The following is a 26,558-nucleotide window of genomic DNA, read 5'->3' as shown; positions in this document are numbered from 1 at the left end:
GGTGGGGTACAGAGTGTAACAAGATAATGACTGTTGCCCAAATCGCAACAGTCGTGGGGTGGGGTTGGTGGTTTTGTTGTCGGGGGATTGAGTACATATCCGTTGCTGCGGTAACGGCCACTTAGGGTTCCGCTCTTACAGCGGGTCACTTTTGGCAAACGCCCGGAATGCCGGCCCAGCCAAAAGTAACCAAAAGGTCTTTGCCCCACCACTCGGTGCCTCGCCTAGGCTCGGCATGCCCTCACTCCGGCTTGAATCCGTGGGCCGCCGCGACGGGCCATCCATTGCCCAACGCGGCTAACCCGGCGTCCTGCCGGGTTACCCACGAATTCAAGCCTGCGTTCGGCCAGCGTGGTTGATGGGGCCTGTCAGATCAAAATCAAAAGCAGATCAAAAGCAGAGCACGGCGGCCTGGTAGCCGACCTGAGTGGTTGAAGCAAAAGCAGGGCAACAGCACAGCAACACACTTCTATCTGATGCACTGCGATCCAAATGTGGGAGCTGGCTTGCCTGCGATGCAGACACCTCGGTCTATCAGGTACAACCAGTCGATGCCATCGCAGGCAAGCCAGCTCCCACCTTTGATTGAGTTCAGCCTTCAAGATCAGGTCGGCTGTCAGGCCGCCTCGCTTGCGCTTTTGATCTAACTACTCAGGTCGGCTGTCAGGCCGCCTCGCTTGCGCTTTTGATCTAACCACTCAGGTCGGCTACCAGGCCGCCGTGCTGTAGATCTTGATCTTGATCTTAGGCGCCCCGTTAAACCACGCTGGCCGAACGCAGGTTTGAATCCGTGGGTAACCCGGCAGGACGCCGGGTTAGCCGTGTTGGGCCATGGATGGCCCGTCACGGCGGCCCACGGATTCAAGCCTTCGTTCGGGCACACCGAGCCCAAGCGAGGTGCCGAGTGGTGGGGCAAGAGCCCTTTGGTTACTTTGGGGCTTTTCCAAAGTGACCCGCCGTAAGGGCGGAACCCATACCCGCCATCACCCAAACAACGGATATGCCCCCAGCACACCATCCCCTACACCGGCAGGGTAATGCCAAACGTATTCCCCCCACCCTCACTGCGCACAAACACATCCCCGCCGTGCATCAAAGCGATCGCCTTCACAATCGCCAACCCCAGCCCATGATTCGCCCCGCTGTTGCTGCGCGACGCATCCACCCGATAAAACCGCTCGAACAGCCGTGGCAAATGCTCACTGGCAATCTCATCCCCAGGGTTGGTCACCCCAATCGCCACCTGATGCTCCTGCACCTCAATATTCACCTCGATAACCTGCCCCGCCGCGGTGTGCTGTACCGCATTACTGAGCAGATTAATCAACGCACGACGCAAGTGAGCTTTCTCGATCTGCACCAACGCATCGCCACGCACCCGCACTTGAACCTGGGCGTCTTCGAGGATGAAATCCAGGTAGTCGAGCGTGGTCGCCACCTCATCCGCCAGCGAGCTTTCGATCAGTTTGGTGGCCTTGCTGCCCTGGTCTGCACTGGCCAGGAACAGCATGTCATTGATGATCGAGCGCAACCGCTCCAACTCTTCAAGATTGGATTGCAGCACCTCGAAATAATGCTCAGCCGAACGCCCGCGCGTCAGCGCCACCTGCGTCTGGCCGATCAGGTTGGTCAGCGGCGAACGCAGCTCATGGGCCACATCGGCATTAAACGATTCCAGGCGTGAATAAGCCTGTTCCACCCGATCCAGCGTAGAGTTGAACGAATTGACGAACTGGCTCAACTCCGGCGGCAACGGCGACAGTTGCAAGCGCCCCGAGAGCTTGGGCGGCGCAAGCTTCTGCGCTTCATCCGAGAGCTTGCCCAACGGCTTGAGGCCGATGCGCGACACCCAGAACCCCAGCAGCGCCGCCAGCACCACGCCGACAAACGCCAGGCCGATCAGCGCTACCAGCAACTGATGCTGAGTCGCGCGGAAGTTTTCCGTGTCGATGGCGATCATAAAGCGCAGCGGCGGGCGCTGTTCTTTCGCCGCGAACTGGCTCACCAACACCTTGAACGGGTACTCGCGCCCCGGCAGGCGCAAGTCGCGCTTACCGGTGGGCCCTGCGGCGAACGCGCGGATCTGCGCATCCGGGTTGCCGTATTCGTAGTTCGGATCGCTGCTCACCACCCAGAAGCGGATGCGCTTGTCTTCCTCACCGAGCAATTTCAGTTTGGCGGTGATTTTCGCCCAGTGGTCCGGTGTGCCAAAGCGGTTCACCGAGGATTCAAGCACGCTGTAGCGCGCATCCAGCTCGGCGCCCGGCAACAACCCAAGGCCGCGGTCCACTTGCTGGTACAGCGCGCCGCCGATCAACACGAAGATCAGCAGCGCCACCAGCGTGAACATACCGCTCAGGCGCAGGGCGATGGAGTTAGCCGACACTGCGGTTCTCCAGCACATACCCCATGCCACGAATGGTGTGCAGCAATTTGTGCTCGAACGGCCCGTCGAGCTTGGCGCGCAGGCGCTTGATTGCGACTTCGACGACGTTGGCGTCGCTGTCAAAGTTGATGTCCCAGACCATCTCGGCAATCGCCGTTTTCGAGAGGATTTCACCCTGGCGGCGTGCCAACACGCTGAGCAGCGAGAACTCCTTGGCGGTCAAGTCCAGGCGCAGGCCGTTGCGGCTGGCCTTGCGGCTGATCAAATCGATCCAGAGGTCAGCGACGGTGACCTGTACCGGCTCATGCCCGCCGCTGCGACGGGTCAGCGCTTGCAGGCGCGCCACCAGTTCGAGGAACGAAAACGGTTTGCCCAAATAATCGTCGGCGCCTTCGCGCAAGCCGCGAATGCGGTCTTCCACGCGCTCGCGGGCGGTGAGCATGATCACCGGCGTTTGCTTGCGCGCTCGCAGCGCGCGCAACACGCCGAAGCCGTCGAGGCCGGGCAGCATCACGTCGAGCACGATCACCGCGTAATCGTTTTCCAGCGCCAGGTGCAAGCCCTCGACGCCTTCACGCGCCACATCGACGGTGTAGCCCTGTTCCGTCAGGCCGCGGTGCAAGTAGTCCGCGGTTTTTTCTTCATCTTCAATAATCAGGACGCGCATGACCCCGCCTTTAGTGTGTGGTCGCCAGCGCCAGCGCTGGTTTGGGCCTGTGGAAAAACTTCTCAAGGTACAAGTATATGACCGGCGTGGTGAACAGCGTCAGCGCCTGGCTCACCAGCAAGCCGCCGACCACCGCAATCCCCAGCGGTTGGCGCAACTCCGCGCCCGGGCCGGAGCCGAGCATCAGCGGCACCGCGCCGAGCAGGGCGGCGAGGGTGGTCATGATGATCGGCCGGAACCGCGTGACACAGGCTTCATAAATCGCCTCCTCGGGCGGTAGCCCGCGCACGCGCTGGGCGTCCAGGGCAAAGTCGATCATCAGGATGCCGTTTTTCTTGACGATGCCGATCAGCAACACCAGGCCGATCAGGGCCATGATCGAAAAGTCCTGGCCCAGCAGCCACAGCATGATCAGCGCGCCCAAGCCTGCCGAAGGCAACGTCGAGATGATCGTCAGCGGGTGCACGAAACTCTCGTACAACACACCCAGAATAATGTAGACCGCCACCAGCGCCGCGAGGATCAGCCAGGGCTGGCTGGCCAGCGAACTCTGGAACGCCTGGGCCGCGCCCTGGAATGTGCCGATCATGGTGGACGGCATGCCGATTTCATTCTTGGCCTGGTTAAGCATGATCACTGCATCGCCCAACGCCACGCCAGGCGCGAGGTTGAACGACAGGTTGGCGGCCGGGAACATGCCGTCATGGCTGATCGACAAGGGCCCCACGGTGGGCGGGTCGACCTTGGCCAGCGCCGACAGTGGCACCATCTCGTTGGTCAGTGGCGAGCGCAGGTAGAAATAGTTCAGGCTCTCGGCCTTGCCGCGTTGCTGGGTGTCGAGCTCCAGCACCACCTGGTACTGGTTGATTTCGGTCTGGAACTCGTTGATCTGGCGCTGACCGAAGGCGTCATACAGCGCCTGGTCGACATCGGTGGCGGTCAGGCCGAAGCGCGCGGCGGCCTGGCGGTCGATGCTGATGTGGGTAATGCTGCCGCCCAGTTGCAGGTCGTTGGAGAGGTCGCGAAAGGCCGGGTTGGCGCGCAGTTTTTCAGTCAGGCGCTGGGTCCAGGTGTTCAGCGTCGGGCCGTCGTTGCTCTTGAGCACGTATTGGTACTGGGCGCGGCTCGGGCCGGAGCTTAAGTTGATGTCCTGGCCGGCGCGCAGGTACAGCACGATGCCCGGCACCTTGGCCAGTTTCGGGCGGATGCGGTCGATGAACTGGCTGGCGGACACATCGCGGTCACCGCGGTCTTTCAAGGCGATCCAGAAGCGGCCGTTGGCGATGGTCTGGTTGCTGCCGGTCACGCCCACCGAGTGGGAAAACGCTTCCACCGCCGGGTCGGCCTTGACGATCTCGGCCAGGGCTTTGTGCTTGGCGACCATGTCCGGGTACGACACGTCGGCCGCGGCCTCGCTGGTGCCGAGCACGAAACCGGTGTCCTGCACCGGGAAGAAACCCTTGGGGATAAAGATGTAGCCGACCACGGCCAGGGCCAGGGTTACCATGAAGATCGCCGCCATCGTGCGTTGATGAGCCAGCGCGCGACGCAGGTTGCGCGCGTAGCCGGCCAGCAGGCGTTCGCTGAAGCCGGGTTTGTCGTGGGCGTGATGGGTTGGCGCGCGCATGAACAGCGCGGCCAGCGTCGGCGCCAGCGTCAGTGACACCACCACCGAAATCAGGATGGTCGAGGTGGCCGTCAGCGCAAACTCCTTGAACAGCCGTCCGACCACGCCGCCCATGAACAGCAGCGGAATAAACGCCGCCACCAGCGAGAAGCTGATGGACACCACGGTAAAGCCAATCTCGCCGGAACCCTTAATCGCCGCTTCGCGTTTATCGAGGCCCGCCTCCAGATGGCGGTGGATGTTCTCCACCACCACGATGGCGTCGTCCACCACAAAGCCCACGGCAATGACGATCGCCACCAGCGTAAGGTTGTTCAGGCTGAAACCCAGTACATACATCAGCGCAAAACTGGCGATCAGCGACACGCCGAGCACGCTGGACACAATCATCGTCGCCGACAACTGACGCAGGAACAGCGCCATCACCGCCACCACCAGCAAGATCGCAATCAGCAACGTCACTTCCACTTCATGCAACGAGGCGCGAATCGTCTTGGTGCGGTCGGTCAAGACGCTGACCTGCACCGAGGCCGGCAACATGCCTTCCAGGCGTGGCAGCTCGGCTTGAATGCGGTCCACGGTTTCGACAATGTTGGCGCCGGGCTGGCGCGAAATCACCAGGTTAACGCCGGGCGTGTCGCCCGACCAGGCCTGTACGTAGGCGTTTTCCGAACCGTTGATGACTTTGGCGATATCACGCAGTTGAACCGGTGCGCCGTTCTTGTAGGAAACAATCAACTGGCCGTATTCATCCGGGTGAAACAGCTGGTCGTTGGTCGACAGGGTCGACACGCTGTTCTCCCCGTAAATCGCGCCCTTGGCCAGGTTCAAACTCGATTGCTGAATGGCCAGACGCACGTCGGCGAGGGTCAGGCCAATCGCTGCGAGTTTGTCGGGCGAAGCCTGTACGCGAATCGCCGGGCGCTGCTGGCCGGTGATGTTGATCTGGCCGACGCCGTCGATCTGGCTGATCTGGCGAGCCAGCAGGGTTTCCACGTAGTCGCTCAGCTCGGTGCTGGGCATGCTGTCGGAACTGACGCTGAGGATCAGCACCGGGCTGTCCGCCGGGTTGACCTTCTTCCAGGTCGGCAGGCTTGGCATGTCGCTGGGCAGTTTGCCGGAGGCGGTGTTGATCGCCGCTTGCACTTCCTGCGCGGCGGTATCGATGCTTTTGTTCAGGGTGAATTGCAGCGTCAGCAGGCTGGAGCCCAAGGCGCTGCTGGAGGTCATTTGCGTCATGCCGGGGATGGCGCTGAATTGCACCTCCAGCGGGGTGGCCACCGACGATGCCATGGTGTCCGGGCTGGCGCCGGGTAACTGCGCAGTGACCTGGATCGTCGGAAATTCCGCTTCCGGCAGCGGGGCGACGGCCAAGCGCGGGAAGGCGATCAACCCCAGCAGCACCAAGGCGAAGGTCAGGAGCAGGGTGGCGACCGGGTGGTCGACGCACCAGGCCGACGGCGAGCGGCTGCCGCTCATGGCTGCACCTTGGCGTCTACCGTCTGGATGGTTTGTGGCGGCTCCTTGAGCACTTCGACCTGGGCGCCGGCCTTGAGCCGCGACTGGCCGTCGCTGACCAATACATCCCCAGCCTGCACGCCCTTGATGATGTTCACGTCGCTGTCCTGGTAAGCGATTTGCACGGGCACAATCTCGACCTTGTCACCGTTGACCCGGTACACGAAATGCGAATCCAGGCCGCGCTGCACCACGGTCGGCGGCACCACCAGGGCATTCTTGTCGAGGGCGGTCTGGATCTTGATGGTCACCAGTTGCCCCGGCCACAGGCGCTGCGATGCATTCTTGAACTCGGCCTTGGCGCGCAAGGTGCCGGTGGTGGAGCTGATCTGGTTGTCGATCAGGCTCAAGTGGCCTTCACCGAGCAAGTCGCCGGTCTGGCCGTCGGTGTCGGCGCCCATGTAGGCGTCGACGCTGGCTTGAGTCGGCGATGCGATCAGGCCTTGCAGGGTCGGCAGCATTTGTTGCGGCAGTGAGAACTCCACCGCAATCGGGTCGATCTGCGTCACGGAGAACAAACCCTGGGTATCACTCATGCGCAGGAAGTTGCCTTCATCCACCGTGCGAATGCCGACGCGACCTGTCACCGGAGAGCGAATCTGGGTGTAGGAAAGCTGTACTTGAGCGGAGTCGATGGCGGCCTGGTTGCCTTGCGCCGTGGCTTTGAGCTGGTTGACCAAGGCTTGTTGCTGGTCGTAGGTCTGCTTCGACACGCCGTCGTCGATGCTCAATTCCTTGTAGCGCTTGAGGTTGACCAGCGCGACTTGCAGTTGCGCCTGGCTTTCCCCCAGCTGCGCCTTGGCCTGGTCGAGGCTCGCGCGGATCGAGCGGTCATCGATGGTCGCCAGCAGGTCGCCGGTTTTGACCAATTGGCCTTCCTTGACCAGCAATTGGGTGAGGATGCCGTCGATTTGCGGGCGGATCACCACGCTGTGCAACGACAGCACCGAGCCGATGCCGCTGACAAAACGGGGAATGTCCTGTTGCACGACGCTCACCACCCGCACCGGAATTGCGCTCGGCGCCGCCAGTTTGGTCTTGGCGGGCCGGGTCACGGCCCAGGCTGCAATCGCCACTACCACGAGGACACCCACGGTCAGGGCGGTTTTTCGTTGAATGTGCATGGGGTGAGGCGCCGGGGCAAAGGGGTGGGAGAATGAAGATGCTTTCTTTATAGCCCGCCAACCCGGTCAGCACGGTGACTGCTAACTGACAGCGCTGTCAGTAAAGTCAGACCATTCGTACAGGCGGTGGTTAAAGATCCGGGGCGCGCAGGTATACTGCGCGCCAGCGCGGCCCGCAAGCCGGCCGCCGCCTCATTTTCTGCATGCCCGGAGCTTCCATGACTTCCCCGACACAATCCCCTGTTGAAGCGGCCGACCTCGTCGATCCGGCCAGCGCTGAAAGCGTTGAAAAAGCCGAGATCCCGGCGTTCAAGTTTCCGTTCAAGCCGGGTGAACTGGCCGGGGCCAAGAATGCTGCCCAGCCTTGGTACAAAAATGGCGCCAAAAACGGCCATACCAAGTCGCCAGGTATGGCACCGCCGGGCACTCGCCGTTCGATGGGTAAACGCTGAGAGTAATCGGTCACCTATTTGTCGGCATTGCCTTACATCACTCGCTGATGTTTCTGATTGCAGGTGCACGACCCTTTCTTGAAAGCTTGCACAGCATTTGCTTCGCCCCGGGTGGATTGCGCCGGGGCGTGGTGACGCTGGACTTTCCGGAAAAGGACGTACCTTGTGGTTTCGATACGTGTCTGTGTTGCGCCTGCCTTATCCCTGCTGGCCGCTGTTTTCTGCACGCCTTCAACAGCTGACGAACCACGGCGCGAGATCCGTTTCGCGGTCGCCGCGCAATTCCCGCCGTTCCAAAGCCGCAACCAGCACGATCAACTGGTGGGGCTCAATATCGACCTGGGAAACGCGTTGTGCCAGCAACTCAGTGTGCGTTGTACCTGGGTTGATCAGGTCCTGATGGAGAGTTTTCCTGCGCTTGAGGGCCGACGGTTCGATGCGATCATGGGCATGGCGCCCACCTCCAGGCGGCGCCAATGGGTCAACTTCACGGATACGCTGTACCCGTTCACCACTCGGCTGGTAGGGCGCAAGGCCTCAGGCCTGATGCCGACGCTGCAGTCGCTCCGGGGCAAGCGGGTTGGCGTGCTGCTGGGGAGCAACCGCGAAGCCTTTGCTCGAATCAAGTGGGCGCCAGCGGGCGTCATCATCAAGAGTTTCTGGCTCAATGACGAATTGGCGCGCAGCCTGGTGGCCGGCCATATCGATGCGACGCTGCAAGGCACGGTGGAAATCCGCAAGGCACTGCTCGACACCGCGCAGGGCCAGGATTTCGACTTCCTGGGTCCTGTTGTGTCGGCTGAACTGCTGGGTGATGGCGCGGCCATCGCGGTGCGCAAACCGGACACCGCCTTGCGCCAGGACCTCAACCGAGCGCTTGAACAACTGCGCCAGAGCGGTGAATACCAACGCATCGTGCAGCCCTACAATCTGAACGAGCCGCCTTCCGACCAGTGATGGCTAATTAATTGCGCGGAACATGAGCTGGATCAGTGTTCGCCCCCTGAGTGCGCTTAGAGTCGACGCCCTGCCGACTCCTCCAATAATTACGAGCGCGCTTATCCATGAAGATCAATCTGCCGGTCACCGGTCGGAATGTGGACTTTGCCCCCGACGCCAATATCCTCTCAACCACCGACCTGACCAGTGCGATGACCTACGCCAACCAGGACTTCATCGATGTCTGCGGCTATAGCCGTGACGAATTGCTTGGCTCGCCACATAACCTGTTGCGCCACCCCGATATGCCGCCTGCGGCGTTTGCGCACATGTGGCGGACCCTCAAAAGTGGCCGGTCCTGGATGGGCATGGTGAAAAACCGCTGCAAGAACGGCGACCACTATTGGGTCAGCGCCTATGCCACGCCGGTCACCCGCGAAGGGGCGACGGTGGAGTATCAGTCAGTGCGCACCAAGCCGGACCCGCGAACGGTGGCGGCGGCAGAACACGCTTATGCGCAGCTGCGCGCGGGTAAACGCCAGAGGCTGCCGACGCTCGGCATGGGCTTCAAGTTGTCGGCCTGGGTGGTCGGCAGCTGCGCGGTAACGTGGGCGTTGAGTCGGGGCCTGGCTTCTTATTCGCTGGCCTGGCAACTGCTGGCGCCGGCGGTTGGGTGTCTGATCGGGGCGGTCGGGATCAAAGCGATCATGCGTCCCCTGGCGCTACTCAATCAACGCGCGCGATTGATCGCCGACAACCCGTTGAGCCAGGCGATCTATACCGGGCGCAGGGATGAGTGCGGGCAGATCGAATTCGCCCTGCAAATGCTCGAAGCCCAAGTGGGCGCGGTGGTCGGGCGCATCGGCGATGCGTCCCAGCGGTTGGCGGGGCATGCTGCGCACCTGGTCAAGCACCTGCACAACAGTCACGCCAGCAGCCTTGGCCAACAGGCCCAGACTGATCAGGTGGCGGCGGCGATCCATCAGATGGCCGCCAGCGTGGCCGAGGTTGCCGACCATGCGCTGCAGGCTTCCCGGGCCGCACCAGGCCGGCAGCGAAACCCGTGAAGGCCATCAGCGCGTCGACGAAAGCCGTGATGCGGTGTTGCGTTTATCTCAGGAGTTGGCGCGCGCCACCGAGGTGATTCAGCAGTTGGAAAGCCACAGCGGTGAAATCAGCGGCGTGCTGGAAGTCATCCGGACAATTGCCGAGCAGACCAACCTGCTGGCCCTCAATGCGGCCATCGAGGCCGCGCGGGCTGGCGAGCAGGGCCGTGGTTTTGCCGTGGTCGCCGACGAAGTGCGCGGCCTGGCTCAGCGCACCCAGCAATCGACCAATGAAATCCAGCGCATGATCAGCACCCTGCAAGGCGGAGCCCGCGATGCGGTGCAAGCCATGTCACACAGCAGCGAGCATGTTGGGGCAAGTGTCGAGCAGGCACAGCGGGCGGCGGCGGCGCTGGATGGCATCAGCCAGCGTGTCACCCAGATCACCGCGATGAGTCAACAGATTGCCGCGGCGGTAGAGGAGCAGAGCGCGGTGAGCGAGGACATCAATCGCACTATCGTCGGCATCCGCAATGCCGGCGAAGCCACCGTCAGCGCCGGGCAGCAGAGCCAGTGCAGTTCAGGCGACGTGGCGGCGCTGGCGGAAGATTTACGTCTGCTTGCGCAGGAGTTCTGGGGCCGACGGCGCTGAGGCTAAAAAGCGTCTAGGCTGAATTTGGGAATTCTCCTATGAAACAAACAGGCGTGTCGTAGTTAAAGACCAGTCAGTGCTTGTTAGAACGTCGGGTGCGTTCGGGCCGTGAGTGATAGAGCACGGACGTCTCACACCACTTTTGAACAGGACAGGTCTATGACTACGACAAGAAGAATATTGGCGCTGGCGCTGATGATGTTGGCCGGGAGCGGATGCGCGGTGGCTCCCCCTCCGGTAAACCCGTGGAGTGAAATCCGCTTCGGCGTCGAGGCGGATGTACCGCCGTTTGAATATCGCAACGAGCAAGGCGAACTCGTCGGGTTGGATATCGAGCTGGGCAACGCCTTGTGTGTTGAGCTCAACGCGCGCTGCGTGTGGGTCGATCAGCCTTATGCAACCAACCTTGCGGCGCTCCAGGCCGGGCGTTTTGACGCCATCATGCCGATGACCGCGACGCCGCCACGGCGCGAAACAGTCGACTTCACCCATCCGCTCTATGCCCTTGAAAGCCGATTGGTCGCGCCCACAGGTTCCAGCCTTTTACCCACGCCCGATTCGCTCAGGGGCAAACGCGTGGGCGTACTGACGGGCACCAGTCGAGCCGCGTTTGCGCTGGCACGGTGGGCGCCCAAAGGGGTGCAGGTACGTCAATTCAACCTCAATGCCGAGCTGATCAAGGCTTTGAAGGCCGGTGAGTTGGACGCGACCTTGCAAGACACGGTTGAAATCACCCAGGCGTTGCTGAACACCCCTCAAGGCCAAGCGTTTGCCTTCGCAGGGCCGGTGATCAATGACGAGTTGTTGGGCAGCGGCCCGGCTATTGCGGTGCGCAAAACCGACCCGCAATTGAGCGCGGCGCTGAACAAGGCCCTGCAGCGTTTGAAGGACAGTGGCAAATACGCGGCCATTACCCAGCCTTATCTGGCACCGGCTGCGGCTGAATCCGCATCGGCCCGGATGATTTACACACCGGCGCAGGGTGGGTTTCCTTACTCGGAGGTGGTGCAGGTTGGGCACACCCTGTATCTCGCGGGTGTGTTGGGCCTGGATGAAAATGGCAAGTTGGTGCGCGGAGGCATTCGCGCAGAAACCGCCCAGGCCCTGGAAAACTTGCGTGGCACACTCAAGACAAAGGGCTTGGCGATGGACAGGGTAGCCAAATGCACGGTGATTCTTGCCGATGTCAAAGATTTCCCGGCAATGAACGAGGTGTATGCCAGTTATTTCCCCGCAGGCCGGCTTCCTGCCCGAACCACCTTTGCCGCCGGCAAACTGCTGTTGAATGCGCGGATCGAAATCGAGTGTATCGCCAGCCTGTAAATCCTCGCAGGCGGCGGGCCTATGACGCCCGCAAGGAAATAAACGCGTAGTTGGCCGGCACCTGGGTGGCGATCCTGGCGCCGGCATCCAGCAGCTGTTCGGCAATATCCAGCCCGGACACATGAAACACCCACTCGTTGGCGACGGCGGGCTGATCGATCGCCAACTCCATCGCCTGGGCAAAGGCGTTCATGTCCGGCAGGTAGGCGGTAAACCCATCGCCCTTGAGCGCGGTGGTGCAAATGCCCAGCAGGGCGCACACGGCCTCTTTGGTCTGCACGTCATCGCGATCGGCCTGGCGCGAGCGCTGGATCAACTGCGCCAATTCCAGGTCCATCAATTCGCCGCCGACGATCAGCGCCGGCCCCTGTTCCCAGGATTGCGGCGGGCAGTCCTTGGCGCCAGGGTTGAGCGGGATATGCGGATTGATCTCCATCGGATAGATGCGACACACCAGCGGGCGGCGCTCATAGATGTTGCAGCGGTTGTCTTCGTCAAGATTCCGGCAGCGCCCGGCGTTGTAAGCGGCAAAGGTGATCGCCACAAACGCCTCGGTATTGCCGCTGGGCACCACCACCGAACGACGCTCGGCGTGTTCGCGCTGTTGCAGGGGCAAGCCCAGGCCATCGGCGAGAAAACCCTCCACCAGAACGATGACGTTACCGCCGTCAGCCGCCCACTGCCGCGCTTCTTCGAGGGTCAGGGGCACATGATGGTCGGTGCAGCATTTGCCGCAACCCACGCAGGAAAAGTGAGTGTTCATGGAGGATCTGTCACCAGGCAAGGTCAGAGGGCACTCTTGAACAGTGACGGGTTTTTGCCTCTATGCACTGTTCTGCCTCTTGCGAAGCAAGTTATGCGCCAGTGCCTGTCAGTCCTCGGGCACCCGGTCGCGCAGCACAAAAACCATGCCCGCGCTTTCATACAGTTGTCGGGCGCGCAGGTTGCTTTCGCCCACCTTGAGGTCGACGTAGGGTTCGCCGCGTTGCTTGAACACCTCAAAGCTGTGCAGCAACAACGCGCGGCCCAGCCCCTGGCCCTGGGCGCAGGGATGCACGGAGAGGTTCTTGATAAACGCGCTGGTCCAGCACTGGGCTACACCGAGGATGCCCTCGGCGTTGCTGACCACCAGGCACAGCGTCGGATCGAATTCGGCATCGGTGACAAACTGCTGGCGCCATTGCGCCAGGCTGGCGACACGGCCGCCGCCCTGCTCCTGGGTCATGCGCAGCACCGCATGAATCGCCGGGGCCAGTTCATCACGGTAATGACCCAGCCGAATATCGGCCGGCCACTGCGGAGCGGGCAGGCTGCCGGTCAGGTCGCGGCGCAACAGGTGGAAGTATTGCGTCACCGGTTATAAGCCTTTTTGCGCCACAGTCTGGGCGGCAACCACCAGGCACTTGGTCAGTTCGGGCGAAGAGAACTTGGTCAGCACCGCGTCGGCACCGGCCAGGCGAGCCTTTTCACTGTTCATCGCGCTGTCCAAAGAAGTGTGCAGCAGCACGTACAGCTCCTGGAAATCCGGGGTTTCGCGCAGCGTACGGGTGAGGGCGTAGCCGTCCATTTCGGACATTTCGATGTCCGAGACCACCACGTTGATCTGCTCGACCGTGCCTTGCAGTTCCAGCAGCACGTCGATGGCTTCCTTGGCGCTGCGTGCGGTGTGGCAGGTCAAGCCGAGATTGCGCAGGGTGTGCACCGATTGCTGCAGGGCGACCTGGCTGTCGTCCACCACCAGAATCCGCGCGTTGCCGAGTACTTCGGCCTCCTCCATGGTCAGGTCGGTGGGCGCCGCTTCAACCGGTGCCGGGGCAATGCCGTGGATGACCTTTTCGATATCCAGCACTTGCACCAGCCCGCCTTCGACCTGGGTGACCCCGGTGATGAACGAGCGGTTGCCACCGGAGCCATACGGCGGCGGACGAATGTCGGTGGTCAGGCAATGCACAATCTTGCTTACCGCCTGCACATGCAAGCCCTGCTTGGAGCGGCTGACGTCAGTGACGATCAGGCAGCCGCCGTTGGGGTCTTCCAGGGGCATTTCGCCCAGCGCGCGGCTCAGGTCGATCACCGACAGCGAGGCACCGCGCAGCGTGGCGATGCCTTTGACGTGAGGGTGAGACTCCGGCAGCTTGGTCAGCGGCGGGCAGGGGATGATTTCGCTGACTTTCAGCAGGTTGATCGCCATCAGCTTGCCGCTGCGCAAGGTAAAGAGCAGAAGCGAGAGTGAATCTGCGCGGGCTTTGGTGGTGGACATAAAAACCTTCTGTGGATCAGGAATGACGATCTATAGAGGGTTATCGACTTGGGCGCGCCAGGCTTTAACCGGATTTATGCAGGGCTGGCGTGTGTGGGAGCGAGCAAGCCCGCTCCCACCGGGGGGAGGTGTCAGCCCTTCCAGACCTGTGGGTTCACCAAGTCCTGCGGGCGCTGGCCCAGCAAGGCGCTGCGCAGGTTGTCCAGGGCGCGGTTGGCCATGGCTTCGCGGGTTTCGTGGGTGGCCGAGCCGATGTGCGGCAGGGTTACGGCGTTGCTCAGCTGGAACAGCGGTGACTCGGCCAGCGGCTCCTGTTCATACACGTCCAGGCCGGCACCGCGAATCTTCCGGGTTTGCAGGGCGTCGATCAGCGCCGGCTCGTCCACCACCGGGCCACGGGAAATATTGATCAGGATCGCGCTGGATTTCATCAGGCCCAACTCGCGGGTGCTGATCAGGTGGCGTGTCTTGTCGCTCAATGGCACCACCAGGCAGACGAAGTCCGACTCGGCCAGCAATTGGTCGAGGCTGCGGAACTGGGCGCCCAATTCCTGTTCCAGCGCGGTCTTGCGGCTGTTGCCGCTGTACAGGATCGGCATATTGAAGCCCAGGCGTCCACGCCGGGCCACGGCGGCGCCGATGTTGCCCATGCCGACGATGCCGAGGGTTTTGCCGTGTACATCGCAACCGAACAGTGGCGCGCCGACGCTGGCTTTCCACTGGCCGGCCTTGGTCCAGGCGTCCAGTTCGGCCACGCGGCGTGCACTGCTCATCAGCAGGGCGAAGGCCAGGTCAGCGGTGCTTTCGGTGAGTACGTCGGGGGTATTGGTGAGCATGATTCCGCGTTCATTGAAGTAGGGCACGTCGTAGTTGTCGTAGCCTACTGACACGCTGGAGACCACCTCCAGGTTGCTTGCGCCTTCGAGCTGTGCGCGGCCGAGCTTGCGGCCTACGCCGATCAAACCGTGGGCGTGGGGCAGGGCCTCGTTGAATTGAGCGTTGATGTCGCCCAGCTTGGGGTTGGGGGCGATGACGTCGAAATCCTGTTGCAGGCGTTCGATCATTTCCGGGGTGACACGGCTGAAGGCGAGGACGGTCTTTTTCATTGCAGGCGGGCTCATCGACTACGGAAGAATGCTAAGCACGCTAACATTCTTGGGGGATTGGGGGGAGCCTTTTGGTGCTGTTTGGTTGAGCGGTTGAGTACATATCCGTTGCTGCGGTCACGGCCACTTAGGGTTCCGCTCTTACAGCGGGTCACTTTTGGCAAACGCCCGGAATGCCGGCCCAGCCAAAAGTAACCAAAAGGTCTTTGCCCCACCACTCGGTGCCTCGCCTAGGCTCGGCATGCCCTCACTCCGGCTTGAATCCGTGGGCCGCCGCGACGGCCCATCCATGGCCCAACGCGGCTAACCCGGCGTCCTGCCGGGTTACCCACGGATTCAAGCCTGCGTTCGGCCAGCGTGGTTGACGGGGCCTGTCAGATCAAAGTCAAAAGCAAGATCAAGAGCAGAGCACGGCGGCCTGGTAGCCGACCTGAGTGGTTGAAGCAAAAGCAGGGCAGAAGCACAGCAACAGCACAGCAACACACTTCTATCTGATGCACAGAGTTCTAAATGTGGGAGCGGGCTTGCTCGCGAAGGCGGTGTGTCAGCTACACATGAGTTGACTGACCCACCGCCTTCGCGAGCAAGCCCGCTCCCACAATTTGACCGAGTGCAGGCTCCACCACTGCACTGCTTTGCTTTTCTGTGGGAGCTGGCTTGCCTGCGATGCAGGCACCTCGGTCTATCAGGCACAACCAGTTGATGCCATCGCAGGCAAGCCAGCTCCCACATTCGATTGAGTTCAGCCTTCAAGATCAGGTCGGCTGTCAGGCCGCCTCGCGTCCGCTTTTGATCTAACCACTCAGGTCGGCTACCAGGCCGCCGTGCTCTGCTTTTGATCTTGATCTGCTTTTGACTTTGATCTTGGGCGCCCCGTTAAACCACGCTGGCCGAACGCAGGCTTGAATCCGTGGGTAACCCGGCAGGACGCCGGGTTAGCCGTGTTGGGCCATGGATGGCCCGTCACGGCGGCCCACGGATTCAAGCCTTCGTTCGGGCACACCGAGCCCAAGCGAGGTGCCGAGTGGTGGGGCAAGAGCCCTTTGGTTACTTTGGGGCTTTTCCAAAGTGACCCGCCGTAAGGGCGGAACCCATACCCGCCATCACCCAAATAACGGATATGCCCCCCAAAAGCCCAGTCAGTTAGCCAACCGCGCCCCGCTAAGACTCCCACTCAACTCATACGCCACCAACTCCGCCTGATGCGCCGCCAAAATCTCGGGCAACGACCCGCGCAGGTATTCAACCCACGTCTTGATCTTCGCATCCAGGTACTGGCGCGACGGGTAGATGGCATACAAGTTCAGCTCTTGCGAACGGTAGTTAGGCATCACCCGCACCAGCGTGCCGTTACGCAACCCCTCGATAGCCGCATACACCGGCAACAACCCCACGCCCATGCCACTGGTGATCGCCGTTTTCATCGCGTCCGCCGAATTAACCAGAAACGGCGACGTATTGATCGCCACACTTTCCTGGCCTTCCGGCCCGTTGAAGGTCCATTTATCCAGCTGGATCACCGGGCTCACCAACCGCAGGCACGCATGGTTGAGCAAATCCTGCGGCCGTTGCGCACAGCCCTTGGCCTTGACGTAATCCGGCGACGCACACGCGATGCTGTAGGTAATGCCCAGTCGCTGGGACACAAACCCCGAGTCCGGCAATTCACTGGCCAGCACGATCGACACGTCGTAACCCTCATCGAGCAAGTCCGGCACGCGGTTGGCCAGGGTCAGGTCGAAGGTCACGTCGGGATGCGTACGGCGGTAGCGGGCAATGGCGTCAATCACGAAATGCTGGCCGATACCGGTCATGGTGTGCACTTTCAACTGCCCGGCCGGCCGCGCGTGCGCGTCGCTGGCTTCGGCTTCGGCTTCTTCCACGTAGGCCAGGATCTGCTCGCAACGCAGCAAATAGCGTTTACCGGCTTCGGTCAGCGCGATGCGGCGGGTGGTGCGGTTGAGCAAGCGGGTTTGCAGATGGGCTTCCAGGTTGGAGACCGCGCGCGAGACGTTGGCCGTGGTGGTGTCCAGTTGCACGGCGGCGGCGGTGAAGCTGCCGGCTTCGGCCACGCAACTGAAAGCGCGCATGTTTTGCAAAGTGTCCATGGAGTGTTCTCAGGGGAGATAGCAAATTGTGACAGAAAGTTACGCCGTCCAGTGATCCCTACCAACGGATTATCGCCTGAACGGTAACAAAGATTCACAGGAATGCCAGCTTATCGTTCCCCATGCCGCCCCCTAGAATTGCGCCACCTCTTGCGCAACACCACCTCAGGAATACGCTTGCCGTGCCGCGTCACATCATCAGAGAGCTGAAGACTCTCAGTGTTTGGGCCTTATCGTTAGCAATCAGCGGCTGCATCGGAACCGGAGGAATCGCCCCCCAAGGCCAAGCCCTCAACGCCAATGACCTGGCCACCGACCAAGCCATCCAGAGTGCCGCCCACGACGCCCACTGGCCCACCACGCAATGGTGGCAAGCCTATGGCGATCCGCAACTCAATCAGTGGGTGCAACGTGCCACGCAAAACAGCCCGAGCCTGGCCATGGCCGCCGCGCGGGTGCGTGAGGCGCGGGCCATGGCCGGCATTGCCGAGTCGGCTGAGTCGTTGCAGATCAACAGTGACACCACCCTCAAACGCCACAACTGGCCGAAGGATCAGTTCTACGGCCCCGGCGAGTTGAGCGGAACAACCACCTGGGACAACAATTCGTCCCTGGGCCTGAGCTATGCCCTTGACCTGTGGGGCCGCGAAAGCAACGCCAGCGAACGCGCCGTCGACCTGGCGCATATGAGCGCCGCCGAAGCGCGCCAGGCCCAGCTCGAATTGCAGAACAACGTGGTGCGCGCCTACATCCAGTTGTCGTTGCATTACGCCAACCGCGACATCGTCGCCGCCACCCTGGCCCAGCAACAGCAGATTCTCGACCTGGCCAATAAACGCCTGAACGCCGGGATCGGCACGCACTTCGACGTCAGCCAGGCCGAAACGCCGTTGCCGGAGACCCATCGCCAGCTCGACGCGCTGGACGAGGAAATCGCCCTGAGCCGTAACCAGTTGGCTGCCTTGGCGGGCAAAGGTCCGGGCGAGGGCGCGCAACTGCAACGCCCGAGTTTGTCCCTCGCCGCGCCGCTGAAATTGCCGTCGAGCTTGCCGGCGCAATTGCTCGGTCAGCGCCCGGACGTGGTCGCCAGCCGCTGGCAAGTCGCCGCGCAAGCGCGTGGCATCGATGTGGCGCATGCCGGGTTCTATCCCAACGTCGACTTGGTCGGCAGCCTCGGCTACATGGCGACCGGCGGCGCCATGCTGGGGTTTCTCAGTGGCGAGAAACTCAACTACAACGTCGGCCCGGCGATCACCTTGCCGATCTTCGACGGCGGTCGTTTGCGTGGGCAACTGGGCGAAGCCAGCGCCGGTTATGACCTGGCCGTGGCCAAGTACAACCAGACGCTGGTCAACGCGCTCAAGGGCATCAGCGACCAGTTGATCCGCCGCGAATCGATGGACAAGCAGGCGTCCTTCGCCGCGCAGTCCGTGGCCTCTGCGCAGAAAACCTACGACATCGCGATGATCGCCTACCAGCGCGGCCTCACCGATTACCTCAACGTGCTGAACGCCCAGACCTTGCTGTTTCACCAGCAGCAGATCGAGCAACAGGTGCAGGCCGCACGCCTGAGTGCCCACGCCGAACTGGTCACCGCCCTGGGCGGCGGGCTCGGCGCCGGCAACGATGTGCCGCCAGACACCAGGACCCTCCCGAGCAAGACCCCGGCGGCGCTTGCCGTATTCGATCACTGAGTAGGATTTGATGACGCCCTTGCCTGCACCGCTGCGCTGGTTGCACTCCCTGGAGTGGCGCCGTGGTTTTTTCGACTGGGCACGCAGCGATGGCGTGACCTGGGTCTATATCTTCAAGGTACTGATCGCCGCGTTCCTCACGCTGTGGCTGGCGATGCGCCTGGAACTGCCGCAACCGCGCACCGCGATGATCACTGTGTTTATCGTGATGCAACCGCAGAGCGGCCAGGTCTTCGCCAAGAGTTTTTACCGCTTCCTTGGCACCCTGGCGGGGTCGGCGGTAATGGTCTTGTTGATCGCTCTGTTTGCGCAGAACACCGAATTATTCCTCGGCGCGTTGGCGATCTGGGTGGGCATTTGCACGGCCGGTGCGACGCGTAATCGCAACTTTCGCGCCTATGGGTTTGTGCTGGCGGGTTACACCGCGGCGATGGTGGGTTTGCCCGCGCTGGCGCACCCGGACGGGGCCTTTATGGCGGCGGTGTGGCGGGTGCTGGAAATCTCTTTGGGAATACTGTGCTCGACGTTGGTCAGCGCTGCGATCCTGCCGCAAACCAGCAGCGCCGCGATGCGCAACGCCTTGTACCAGCGCTTCGGCGTGTTCGCGCTGTTTGTCACCGACGGCCTGCGTGGGCGCAGCCAGCGTGAAGGGTTCGAGGCCAGCAATGTGCGCTTTATCGCCGAGGCCGTGGGCCTGGAAGGTCTGCGCAGCGTTACCGTATTTGAAGACCCGCACATGCGGCGGCGCAATGGCCGGTTGAGTCGCCTCAACAGCGAATTCATGAGCATCACCACGCGCTTCAACGCCTTGCACCAGTTGCTTGAGCGGCTGCGCACGGATGCAGCCGATCACGTCGCCGCGGCCATCAAGCCCGGCCTGCAAGACCTGGCCGAAGTCCTTGACGGTTTCTCCGGCCGTGCGCTCACCAGCCCCGACGCGGCGCGCCTGGTCAATCAATTGAGCGCCTATAAGGATGGACTGCCCGCCAAGGTGCGCAGCCTGCGTGCGAATTTTCAGCAGGGCAATCCGAGCGAAGCCGAGCAGCTGGATTTTCATACCGCCTACGAGTTGCTTTACCGCTTTGTCGATGACCTGCACAACTACGCGCAGACCCACGCATCACTGGCCGATCACAGCCATGAGCGCGAGCGATGGAGCGAAGCCTACACGCCGAAAACCAACTGGCTGGCCTGCGCCGCTTCAGGGATTCGCGCGTCCTTTATCCTGATCGTGCTGGGCAGTTACTGGGTGGCCACCGCCTGGCCCAGCGGCGCGACCATGACCCTGATCGCCGCCGCCACCGTCGGCCTGTCCGCCGCCACGCCCAACCCGAAACGCATGGCCTTCCAGATGGCTTGCGGCACCTTGATCGGCGCGTTGGTGGGCTTCGTCGAAATGTTCTTTGTGTTCCCGTGGATCGACGGCTTCCCGCTGCTGTGCATGATGCTTGCGCCGGTGATTATCTTCGGCTCGTTCCTCGCCTCACGCCCGCGATACGCCGGCGTCGGCGTAGGCTTGCTGATCTTTTTCAGCACCGGCTCGGTGCCGGACAACCTCACGGTCTACAACCCTTACAGCTTTATCAATGACTACATCGCCATGGTCATTGGCATGCTGGTGTGCGCGGCAGCTGGCGCGATTATCCTGCCGCCGAACAGCCGCTGGTTATGGCGCCGCCTGGAACAGGATCTGCGCGAGCAGGTGGTGTACGCCATCAGCGGCAAACTCAAGGGCCTGGCGTCGAGCTTTGAAAGCCGCACCCGCGACCTGCTGCACCAGGCCTACGGCCTCGCCGTCGGCCAGCCAAACGTGCAACGCGACTTGCTGCGCTGGATGTTCGTGGTGCTGGAAGTCGGCCACGCGATCATCGAGTTGCGCAAGGAGCAGGCGATATTGCCGGTGCACCCGGCGTATGCCGAGTCGCAACCCTGGCGCCAGGCGATCCGCGTGATGGGCCGCTCGCTGGTGCGGCTGTTCCTGCAACCGAGCGCCAGCAACCTGGAGCGCGGGTTGATTGCCGTCGACCATGCGATCAGCCGCGTGCAGGCCACCGATGAACCCTTCGCCCCGCACTTCGACACCTCGGCGTTGCGCCGGGTGAAAAGCTACCTGCACTTTATCCGCACGTCGTTGCTGGACCCGCAATCGCCCCTGGCTGCCCTCAAAGGATTCCCGAATGCCTCGTGAAATCGCATTCCACGGCATCTACATGCCGACCATGACCCTGATGTTTTTTATCGCCGCAGGGCTGGCCTGGGCCTTGGACCGCTTCCTGGCCGGGTTCGACCTGTACCGTTTTTTCTGGCACCCGGCGTTGCTGCGCCTGAGCCTGTTCGTCTGCTTGTTCGGCGCCCTGGCGCTGACCGTCTACCGTTGAGAATGCCCCGATGAAAAAGTTTTTCAGCCTGCTCGCGACCTTGCTGGTACTGGCTTTGGCGATCTGGATTGGCCGCACGCTGTGGGTGCACTACATGGAGACCCCGTGGACCCGCGACGGTCGTGTGCGCGCCGACATCATCAACGTGGCGGCCGACGTCACCGGTGAAGTGGTGGAGGTGCCGGTGCGTGACAACCAGTTGGTGAAGAAGGGCGACCTGCTGATGCAGATCGACCCCGAGCACTACCGCATCGCGGTCAAGCAGGCGCAGTCGCTGGTCGCCTCGCGCAAGGCCACGTGGGAGATGCGCAAGGTCAACGCGCACCGCCGCGCCGACCTCGACGCCCTGGTGATCTCCAAGGAAAACCGCGACGACGCGAGCAACATCGCCGACTCGGCGTTGGCCGATTACCAACACGCGCTGGCGCAGTTAGAGGCGGCTGAGCTGAATTTGAAACGCACTCAAGTGGTGGCGGCGGTGGACGGCTACGTCACCAACCTCAACGTGCACCGTGGCGACTACGCGCGCATCGGCGAAGCAAAAATGGCCGTGGTCGATATGAATTCGTTCTGGGTGTATGGCTTCTTTGAAGAAACCAAGCTGCCCCACGTCAAAGTTGGTGATGAGGCCGATATGCAATTGATGAGTGGCGAGACGCTCAAGGGCCACGTGGAAAGCATCTCGCGCGGCATCTACGACCGCGACAACCCCGAGAGCCGCGAACTGATCGCCGATGTGAACCCGACCTTCAACTGGGTGCGCCTGGCCCAGCGCGTGCCGGTGCGCATTCACATTGATGAAGTGCCCGACGGCGTGCTGTTGGCGGCGGGCATTACTTGCACCGTCATCGTCAACCCAACGCAACACTAACGGCCGGAGCAGGCTTATGTGGGAGCGGGCTTGCTCGCGAAGACGGAGTGTTAGTTGAAGCAAGTGTTGACTGATCCACCGCCTTCGCGAGCAAGCCCGCTCCCACAGTTTTGACCCTGTTAAGCCTTGATAAAGGTTTCGTGCAGATGGCGCCACAGTAAGGCGCCACTGGCCTGCTTCTCGAACACCACGGTGGCGCGTCGATCAGTCTGCGTGCCGCTGTCATCGATCTGGTGTTCGCGGTAGGTCACCGTGGCGCCGCGTGCATGGCGGTCGATCCCGGTCATTTCGCTCAAGGTGATTTTCAAGCCCGGGCGCATACCGCCAAGGCGGGTAAACAGTGCCTTCACTCCGGCCGCATTTACCCGCGTACCGGTGGCGGGCGCGATCATGCTGAAGTCGGGTGAGAAGCGCGCCAGCAACGTTTGCAGTGTGCCTTCAGGCGCAACGCCGGCAAACCATTGCTCGATCTCGACATGGGTCTGGATCACTTCTTCACAAAAATCGCTGTAATCAATCATGGCTGGGCTCGTTGGCTGGGTGAAGCAGTGTCCGTACTCTGGAAGCGTCCAGGCGCAGCACTGCAAAAAGGGGCAGCAGTGTCAGGGCTGCCGCTATCGTGAAGGTTATGGCGAAGGAATCCAAGGCCGACAACAGCGCACTGAGCGCCGCCGCGCCGAGGCAAAAGCTCACTTGCCGATTGATATTCCACAGGGCGCTGGCATGGCCCATGCGTTCTGCGGGTATGTCGAGAAACGCCAGCGTCTGCGCGGTGCTGCTGCACAAGCTGCCACCCAGGCCCATCAAGGCGTAGGCCGCAATCACCCAGGCGGGTTGGTTGAGCAACAGGATGCCGATGCATTGCAACGCCATGCCCGCCAGCAGCAAGGGTTTGGGGCCGCAGCGGTTAAACAGTGTTTTGCTCAGGAAAATCGCCAGCGCCGACGCCAGTGCCCACGGCAGCATCAGCGCGCCGGTCTGCGTGGCGTCATAGCCGAGGCCGCGCAGGTAGAGGATGGCGATCAGGCTGGTACCGATAAAGACGCCGGGGATGAACAGATAGACCAACATCGCCACGCGCAGCATCGGGCTACGGATCTGCTTGAAGATGCTGCCCACGTCCAGGGCCGGGCGCTCCGTGGCAGGCGCGTCAGGTTTTATCCACAGCAGTGCCAGCAGCAGCGTGATCAACGCCAGCGGCAGGTTGGCATAGAAGATCCAGTGCCACGACAGGCTGTCGACAATCAACCCGCCCAGGGCCGGCGACAGCGCCGGCACCAGCAGCGCCACCGACATCACCCGCGCCGTCAACTGGCTGCGCTCTGCCGCTGGAAAATGCCGGTAGGCCATGGCCTGGCCCACGGGAATCAGCAGTCCGCCGCCCAAGCCTTGCAGCGCCCGCCAGCCAATCAGGGTTTGGATTGAACTCGCCTGGCCGACCATCAGCGAAGCCCCCGCGAACAACAGCAGGCTCGCCGCGATCAGCGTTCGCTCGCCCATCAGTGCCGCCAGCCACACGCTCAGGGGAATGATCACGGTCAACCCAAGCATGTAGGCGTTGCTGATCCAGGCCAATTGCGTGACCGAGGCGTGCAGTTCGCGGGCGATGTCCGGGTAGGCGACCGTGGCGACGAACATGTTCACCAGGTCCAGGGCAAAGCCGAATAAAAAGATCCAGGCGACTTTCGAGCGGTAGGTCATGGACGCGATCCTGCGAATGAAGCGCGCAGGGTAGGCCGCCGGCAGGGTTTGGGCTACGCCGGTTTGCCTGTTAGTTTGTCAAAAATATTTTGACAAAGGAGGGCGTGGCCGATGGTCAGCCTGGACCGATTCGACACCTTCAAGGCTGTAGTAGAGGCCGGTTCGCTTACCGCAGCGGCCGATTTGCTGGGTCAGACCCGCGCCGTGGTCAGCTTCAACCTCAAGCGCCTGGAGGCGGAGCTGGGCGTGACCCTGCTGACCCGCAACACCCGCCAACTGGCGCTGACCGATGCCGGCGAGCGCTTTTACCTGCGCTGCACACGCATGCTTGAAGAAGCGCGCCTGGCGGTGGAGGAGGCGCGCTCCGAGCATGCCCAGCTCAAAGGCACGTTGCGCATCACCACCACGGTGGAATATGCGCTGGCAGTGGTTGCTGCGGCGGTGGAAGCCTTTCGCCGCTTGCACCCGGACCTGAACATTCACTTATCCACCTCCTCGACCCACGCCGATTTGATCTCCGAACGCTTTGATGTGGCGATTCGACTGGGTCGCCTGCTCGACTCCAACCACCGTGCGGTGCAGTTGTCGACCTTTGAGGTGTTTGCAGTGGCGGCGCCCGAGTTTGCCGAGGTGCAAACGCTGGATGCGTTGGAACAGGTGCCCAAGCTGGGCCATGGCCGTTTGACCGAACTGAGCCTGACCGACCCGGCCGGCGGCGAGCATCAATACCGTGCCGGGCCGACTGCGCTGGTGGCCGACAGTGCGGCCGTGCTTCAGGCGTTTGCCGTGCGCGGCCACGGCGTGGCGGTGCTGCCGCAATGGTTGGTGCAGGATGACCTGGCGGCGGGGCGCTTGGTGCGCTTGTTGGCGGACCATCGCTTTGCGCCACAGGGGATCTACGCGATGTACCCGGACACCCGGCATTTGCCGCTCAAGGTGCGGGCGTTTATCGATTTCATGAAAGGCTAGAGCGAGCCCGACAGGCCGAAGCGCTTCTTCAACACTTTTTCCAACAGGGCCTTGGGCACCAGGGCCGCCATCAGTGGCAGCGCCCGACAGCCATTGCCCGCGCGCAGCAGGCGTGGCGGCGTTGGCTGTTGCACCGCCTTTAATACGTGCGCCGCGAATTGCTCGGCTGAGGTCGGGTTGTTCTGCGAGGCCTGGGAGCGCGCACGAATGCCTTCGCGCAACGGCCACCATGGCGATTTTTCGTTGATCAACAGCTCGGCCTGGGCGCCGGCGTTTTTCGCAAAGTGCGTGTCGATGGCGCCCGGCTGCACTTCCATCACGCGCACACCAAAGGGCGCCAGCTCCATGCGCAGTGCGTCGCTCAGCGCGTGCACTGCCGCTTTCGAGGCGCAGTAGGCACCGGCAAACGGTGTCACCAAGACGCCGGAGACACTGCCGATGTTCACCACCAGGCCTTTGGCGCGACGCAGCGCAGGAAACAGCGCCTGGGTCACGCCGACGATGGAAAACACATTGGTTTCGAACTGGCGTTGCATGGCCTCGGTGCCGCCGTCGAGCAGCGGGCCCATGGCGCCATAACCGGCGTTGTTGATCAGCACGTCCAGCCCGCCGATCTGTTCGGCGAGCGCCTTGAGCGCCATGGCGTCGTTGACGTCCAGTTGCACGGCCTTGAAACCGGCGGCAGCCAGGGCGCTGACATCATCAGGCTGGCGGGCGCTGGCCCACACTTCATAGCCTGCGGTTTTGAAGGCATCGGCCAGGGCGCGGCCGATGCCGCTGGAGCAGCCGGTGATCAGTACAGTGGGCATGAATCAATCCTTTGTCAGTCCGAGAAACTGCCTTGCAGGTGCTCGGCGCGAAATTCCAGGGTTTGTGGGCGGTAGCCGGGGCGCAGCGGTGGTGTGGGCAGGCAGTCGTCCCAGGTGGCGCCGGCCTGCAACTCGCCGGGGCCGCGATAGCGTGGGGCGGCGTAGACATTGTCGGCGAGGTTGACGGAGTCGCCCGGTGCATAGGCTGCAACGCGCCAGCGCAGTTCGGTCAACGGTACGTCGTTGCCGTTGCTCAGGACCAGTTTGAGCGGCCGGTCTGGCGGGCATTCCTGCGGCGCATAGCTGATGCGCAGTTCCAGGCGCGACAGTTGCGAGGCTTCGCGGCTGTCCAGCCACACCACCCAAATCGCCACACAGCCCAGGCCGACGGCGGCCGCCAGCGACACCGGCAACGCCTTGGCCGGGTAGCGCAGCAGCAGGATCAGCCAGGTGATGATCAGGAGAACGCCGAAGAACATGGAGACCACCTCGAATAGGGAACGAGCATCCTAACTTAAGCGTAGGTGGGATTGGCGAGCTTGAGCGGTGTGTTGGCTGGGCGGCCGCCATCGCAGGCAAGCCAGCGCCCACCTTAGACTGCATTCACAAATCAAAAAGGTGGGAGGGGGCTTGCCCCCGATGACTGACTGAGCAGAAGAGTCCGCCTGCAACCCTTCGGTGCACGCCTGAACCAAGGTCAAACCGGTTTCGGCCAATTGCAGGATGGTCCCGTTCAGGTAGCTCGGGTGTTCAGTGCATAAGTGTTTTTGTGCTTTCGGACGCCATCGCAGGCAAGCCAGCTCCCACAGTGAACCGCATTCCAACGGATGTACCCGGTCAACTGTGGGAGCTGGCTTGCCTGCGATGAGGCCTGCACACTCCCTCCAAAACCCACAAAAAATGCCCCCACCCAACCCACTGCGGATAG

22 protein-coding genes and 1 pseudogene are annotated in these 26,558 nt (G+C 62.2%); 10 read left to right on the top strand and 13 right to left on the bottom strand.

Annotated elements, in window-relative coordinates:
* Positions 1-1,021 precede the first annotated feature (1,021 nt).
* The 4 genes from AACU78_RS01965 to AACU78_RS01950 are packed head-to-tail and all read right to left on the bottom strand — an operon-like array spanning position 1,022 to position 7,322.
* Positions 1,022-2,386 carry a heavy metal sensor histidine kinase gene (locus tag AACU78_RS01965; protein WP_106579555.1) on the bottom strand — a complete coding sequence of 455 codons (1,365 nt, stop codon included), beginning with the start codon at positions 2,384-2,386 and terminating at the stop codon, positions 1,022-1,024.
* Complete coding sequence (locus tag AACU78_RS01960) at positions 2,376-3,053, bottom strand: heavy metal response regulator transcription factor (protein ID WP_053254480.1); 678 nt, start codon at positions 3,051-3,053, stop codon at positions 2,376-2,378. Before AACU78_RS01960 ends, AACU78_RS01965 begins: the two co-directional genes overlap by 11 nt.
* Before the next feature lie 10 nt (positions 3,054-3,063).
* Positions 3,064-6,159, bottom strand: coding sequence for a multidrug efflux RND transporter permease subunit (locus tag AACU78_RS01955; RefSeq protein ID WP_106579554.1), 3,096 nt, complete (start codon positions 6,157-6,159; stop codon positions 3,064-3,066).
* On the bottom strand, positions 6,156-7,322 hold the full coding sequence (locus tag AACU78_RS01950) for an efflux RND transporter periplasmic adaptor subunit (protein ID WP_106579553.1): 1,167 nt from the start codon (positions 7,320-7,322) through the stop codon (positions 6,156-6,158). The genes AACU78_RS01955 and AACU78_RS01950 overlap by 4 nt, the downstream gene beginning before the upstream one ends.
* Positions 7,323-7,540: 218 nt before the next feature.
* Between AACU78_RS01950 and AACU78_RS01945 the strand changes: the two genes are divergently transcribed.
* From AACU78_RS01945 to AACU78_RS01930, 5 genes and pseudogenes are all read left to right on the top strand, one after another.
* Positions 7,541-7,774, top strand: coding sequence for a hypothetical protein (locus AACU78_RS01945; protein ID WP_106579552.1), 234 nt, complete (start codon positions 7,541-7,543; stop codon positions 7,772-7,774).
* 165 nt (positions 7,775-7,939) lie between these two features.
* The gene (locus tag AACU78_RS01940; protein ID WP_106579551.1) at positions 7,940-8,731 is read left to right on the top strand and encodes a transporter substrate-binding domain-containing protein; all 792 of its coding nucleotides are present in this window, start codon (positions 7,940-7,942) and stop codon (positions 8,729-8,731) included.
* Positions 8,732-8,838: 107 nt separating this feature from the next.
* Positions 8,839-9,271, top strand: a pseudogene (locus AACU78_RS29995) (PAS domain-containing protein); the annotation flags it as partial.
* Between the two features lie 234 nt (positions 9,272-9,505).
* Positions 9,506-10,411, top strand: a complete 906-nt coding sequence (locus AACU78_RS29990) for a methyl-accepting chemotaxis protein (protein WP_371924192.1) — start codon at positions 9,506-9,508, stop codon at positions 10,409-10,411.
* Positions 10,412-10,570: 159 nt separating this feature from the next.
* The gene (locus AACU78_RS01930; RefSeq protein WP_256587019.1) at positions 10,571-11,734 is read left to right on the top strand and encodes a transporter substrate-binding domain-containing protein; all 1,164 of its coding nucleotides are present in this window, start codon (positions 10,571-10,573) and stop codon (positions 11,732-11,734) included.
* A gap of 19 nt (positions 11,735-11,753) precedes the next feature.
* On the opposite strand, the gene AACU78_RS01925 is transcribed toward AACU78_RS01930, so the two are convergent.
* From AACU78_RS01925 to AACU78_RS01905, 5 genes are all read right to left on the bottom strand, one after another.
* On the bottom strand, positions 11,754-12,497 hold the full coding sequence (locus AACU78_RS01925; protein WP_106579550.1) for a YkgJ family cysteine cluster protein: 744 nt from the start codon (positions 12,495-12,497) through the stop codon (positions 11,754-11,756).
* 108 nt (positions 12,498-12,605) lie between these two features.
* Entirely contained in the window at positions 12,606-13,088 is a 483-nt protein-coding gene (locus AACU78_RS01920) for a GNAT family N-acetyltransferase (RefSeq protein ID WP_106579549.1), read from the bottom strand.
* A gap of 3 nt (positions 13,089-13,091) precedes the next feature.
* A complete protein-coding gene (locus AACU78_RS01915; RefSeq protein WP_106579548.1) occupies positions 13,092-13,994 on the bottom strand; it encodes a chemotaxis protein CheV in 903 nt (300 codons plus the stop codon).
* Between the two features lie 131 nt (positions 13,995-14,125).
* A complete protein-coding gene (locus AACU78_RS01910; protein ID WP_106579547.1) occupies positions 14,126-15,100 on the bottom strand; it encodes a 2-hydroxyacid dehydrogenase in 975 nt (324 codons plus the stop codon).
* A 1,139-nt stretch (positions 15,101-16,239) separates the two neighbouring features.
* Complete coding sequence (locus tag AACU78_RS01905) at positions 16,240-17,208, bottom strand: LysR family transcriptional regulator (protein ID WP_010213008.1); 969 nt, start codon at positions 17,206-17,208, stop codon at positions 16,240-16,242.
* 182 nt (positions 17,209-17,390) lie between these two features.
* Here AACU78_RS01905 and AACU78_RS01900 point away from each other — a divergent pair, with 182 nt between their 5' ends.
* The 4 genes from AACU78_RS01900 to AACU78_RS01885 are packed head-to-tail and all read left to right on the top strand — an operon-like array spanning position 17,391 to position 22,151.
* Entirely contained in the window at positions 17,391-18,902 is a 1,512-nt protein-coding gene (locus tag AACU78_RS01900) for an efflux transporter outer membrane subunit (protein WP_106579546.1), read from the top strand.
* Between the two features lie 10 nt (positions 18,903-18,912).
* Entirely contained in the window at positions 18,913-21,090 is a 2,178-nt protein-coding gene (locus AACU78_RS01895) for an FUSC family protein (RefSeq protein WP_106579545.1), read from the top strand.
* Positions 21,080-21,280 carry a DUF1656 domain-containing protein gene (locus tag AACU78_RS01890; RefSeq protein ID WP_106579544.1) on the top strand — a complete coding sequence of 67 codons (201 nt, stop codon included), beginning with the start codon at positions 21,080-21,082 and terminating at the stop codon, positions 21,278-21,280. The genes AACU78_RS01895 and AACU78_RS01890 overlap by 11 nt, the downstream gene beginning before the upstream one ends.
* Positions 21,281-21,290: 10 nt before the next feature.
* Positions 21,291-22,151, top strand: a complete 861-nt coding sequence (locus tag AACU78_RS01885; RefSeq protein WP_106579543.1) for an efflux RND transporter periplasmic adaptor subunit — start codon at positions 21,291-21,293, stop codon at positions 22,149-22,151.
* Positions 22,152-22,270: 119 nt separating this feature from the next.
* Here the strand turns inward: AACU78_RS01885 and AACU78_RS01880 are convergent, their stop codons facing one another.
* On the bottom strand, positions 22,271-22,672 hold the full coding sequence (locus tag AACU78_RS01880; RefSeq protein ID WP_106579542.1) for a nuclear transport factor 2 family protein: 402 nt from the start codon (positions 22,670-22,672) through the stop codon (positions 22,271-22,273).
* Positions 22,665-23,852 carry an MFS transporter gene (locus AACU78_RS01875; RefSeq protein WP_106579541.1) on the bottom strand — a complete coding sequence of 396 codons (1,188 nt, stop codon included), beginning with the start codon at positions 23,850-23,852 and terminating at the stop codon, positions 22,665-22,667. Before AACU78_RS01875 ends, AACU78_RS01880 begins: the two co-directional genes overlap by 8 nt.
* A gap of 111 nt (positions 23,853-23,963) precedes the next feature.
* Here AACU78_RS01875 and AACU78_RS01870 point away from each other — a divergent pair, with 111 nt between their 5' ends.
* Positions 23,964-24,821 carry a LysR family transcriptional regulator gene (locus AACU78_RS01870; RefSeq protein ID WP_106579540.1) on the top strand — a complete coding sequence of 286 codons (858 nt, stop codon included), beginning with the start codon at positions 23,964-23,966 and terminating at the stop codon, positions 24,819-24,821.
* Here the strand turns inward: AACU78_RS01870 and AACU78_RS01865 are convergent.
* Together AACU78_RS01865 and AACU78_RS01860 are read right to left on the bottom strand one after the other, a co-directional pair.
* Positions 24,818-25,630, bottom strand: coding sequence for an SDR family oxidoreductase (locus tag AACU78_RS01865; RefSeq protein WP_106579539.1), 813 nt, complete (start codon positions 25,628-25,630; stop codon positions 24,818-24,820). The two genes, AACU78_RS01870 and AACU78_RS01865, sit on opposite strands and share 4 nt — an antisense overlap.
* 14 nt (positions 25,631-25,644) lie before the next feature.
* A complete protein-coding gene (locus tag AACU78_RS01860; protein ID WP_106579538.1) occupies positions 25,645-26,109 on the bottom strand; it encodes a multidrug transporter in 465 nt (154 codons plus the stop codon).
* Positions 26,110-26,558 lie beyond the last annotated feature (449 nt).

Source organism: Pseudomonas sp. R9.37 (assembly GCF_963878885.1).
Taxonomy (GTDB): Bacteria; Pseudomonadota; Gammaproteobacteria; order Pseudomonadales; family Pseudomonadaceae; genus Aquipseudomonas.
This window is presented reverse-complemented; position numbering and strand designations above follow the sequence as displayed.

Bases quoted from the DNA above. Each gene is read 5' to 3' on its own strand.
- AACU78_RS01870 (WP_106579540.1), top strand. From the start codon at position 23,964: ATGGTCAGCCTGGACCGATTCGACACCTTCAAGGCTGTAGTAGAGGCC.
- AACU78_RS01905 (WP_010213008.1), bottom strand. From the start codon at position 17,208: ATGGACACTTTGCAAAACATGCGCGCTTTCAGTTGCGTGGCCGAAGCC.
- AACU78_RS01895 (WP_106579545.1), top strand. From the start codon at position 18,913: ATGACGCCCTTGCCTGCACCGCTGCGCTGGTTGCACTCCCTGGAGTGG.
- AACU78_RS29990 (WP_371924192.1), top strand. From the start codon at position 9,506: ATGAGTGCGGGCAGATCGAATTCGCCCTGCAAATGCTCGAAGCCCAAG.
- AACU78_RS01860 (WP_106579538.1), bottom strand. From the start codon at position 26,109: ATGTTCTTCGGCGTTCTCCTGATCATCACCTGGCTGATCCTGCTGCTG.
- AACU78_RS01890 (WP_106579544.1), top strand. From the start codon at position 21,080: ATGCCTCGTGAAATCGCATTCCACGGCATCTACATGCCGACCATGACC.
- AACU78_RS01960 (WP_053254480.1), bottom strand. From the start codon at position 3,053: ATGCGCGTCCTGATTATTGAAGATGAAGAAAAAACCGCGGACTACTTG.
- AACU78_RS01875 (WP_106579541.1), bottom strand. From the start codon at position 23,852: ATGACCTACCGCTCGAAAGTCGCCTGGATCTTTTTATTCGGCTTTGCC.
- AACU78_RS01945 (WP_106579552.1), top strand. From the start codon at position 7,541: ATGACTTCCCCGACACAATCCCCTGTTGAAGCGGCCGACCTCGTCGAT.
- AACU78_RS01930 (WP_256587019.1), top strand. From the start codon at position 10,571: ATGACTACGACAAGAAGAATATTGGCGCTGGCGCTGATGATGTTGGCC.
- AACU78_RS01950 (WP_106579553.1), bottom strand. From the start codon at position 7,322: ATGCACATTCAACGAAAAACCGCCCTGACCGTGGGTGTCCTCGTGGTA.
- AACU78_RS01865 (WP_106579539.1), bottom strand. From the start codon at position 25,630: ATGCCCACTGTACTGATCACCGGCTGCTCCAGCGGCATCGGCCGCGCC.
- AACU78_RS01885 (WP_106579543.1), top strand. From the start codon at position 21,291: ATGAAAAAGTTTTTCAGCCTGCTCGCGACCTTGCTGGTACTGGCTTTG.
- AACU78_RS01915 (WP_106579548.1), bottom strand. From the start codon at position 13,994: ATGTCCACCACCAAAGCCCGCGCAGATTCACTCTCGCTTCTGCTCTTT.
- AACU78_RS01925 (WP_106579550.1), bottom strand. From the start codon at position 12,497: ATGAACACTCACTTTTCCTGCGTGGGTTGCGGCAAATGCTGCACCGAC.
- AACU78_RS01910 (WP_106579547.1), bottom strand. From the start codon at position 15,100: ATGAAAAAGACCGTCCTCGCCTTCAGCCGTGTCACCCCGGAAATGATC.
- AACU78_RS01880 (WP_106579542.1), bottom strand. From the start codon at position 22,672: ATGATTGATTACAGCGATTTTTGTGAAGAAGTGATCCAGACCCATGTC.
- AACU78_RS01955 (WP_106579554.1), bottom strand. From the start codon at position 6,159: ATGAGCGGCAGCCGCTCGCCGTCGGCCTGGTGCGTCGACCACCCGGTC.